The organism is Mesorhizobium sp. M2A.F.Ca.ET.039.01.1.1, from assembly GCF_003998035.1.
Classification (GTDB): Bacteria; Pseudomonadota; Alphaproteobacteria; order Rhizobiales; family Rhizobiaceae; genus Mesorhizobium.
In genome coordinates this window covers 1-830 of record NZ_RZRY01001349.1, presented here as the reverse complement: position 1 = coordinate 830, position 830 = coordinate 1, and the positions used below count along the sequence as shown (strand labels likewise).

1 pseudogene is annotated in these 830 nt (G+C 66.5%); it reads left to right on the top strand.

The window, feature by feature from the left end:
* Window positions 1–366: 366 nt before the first annotated feature.
* Window positions 367–830: pseudogene (locus tag EOA24_RS39795) on the top strand (hypothetical protein); the annotation flags it as partial.

Here is an 830-nt window from a genome sequence, read left to right as displayed (position 1 = left end):
AACCAGAAGGTAGACGGAAAATCCCCGTCTTACGGGGCATGCACATGCGGCATTTCGATTCACCCGAACCTTTCCCCGGACAGCCCTGCCCCTTGCGGGAGAAGGTGGCCGAGCGAAGCTCGGTCGGATGAGGGGTGCTCCAGGGAAAGCCAACGTATCCACTCCGCTGGCACACCCCTCATCCGTCTCGGCGCTATCGCGCCGATCCACCTTCTCCCACAAGGGGAGAAGGAAAAGCGCACCCAGCCTGTCACGCAACCATCACGTTCACGTCCTAGACCGCTCGACGGCAAGGGCTGCCCCGCATCGTCGGTGCCGCGCCCTTTTGAGCCAATGGCCGCTCTGCTCGTCACGAAGGGGATTTCCATGAAACATCTCAACCGAACCGCCACGCTCGGCGCGCTGCTCGCCCTGTTCACCGCCATGACGCCGGCGCTCGCCGATAGCGTCGCCTATGTCAACAAGGGGCTCGTCGGCGTCGGCCGCATTCCGGCGAGCCAGAAGGACAAGTTCGGCGAGACGTTCGGTTCGGGTTCCGGCATGGCGATCGACGCCAAGGGCTGGGTGCGCAACGGCGCCAGCTACAAGGGCTCGCTCTGGCTGCTGCCGGACCGCGGCTACAATGTCGCCGGCACCGCCGACTACCGCCCGCGCCTAAACACCATCGCGATCGAGCTGACGCCGACCGCTCCTGGCGCGGCCCCAGCCGCCGGACAGGAACAGGCCGGCGTCAAGGCGACGCTCGCCGACACCATGCTCTTGACCGACGACAAGGGCGCCGACGCCACCGGCCTCGATCCGCTGAACGGCGTGCGCGAAGCCGCCGGCGA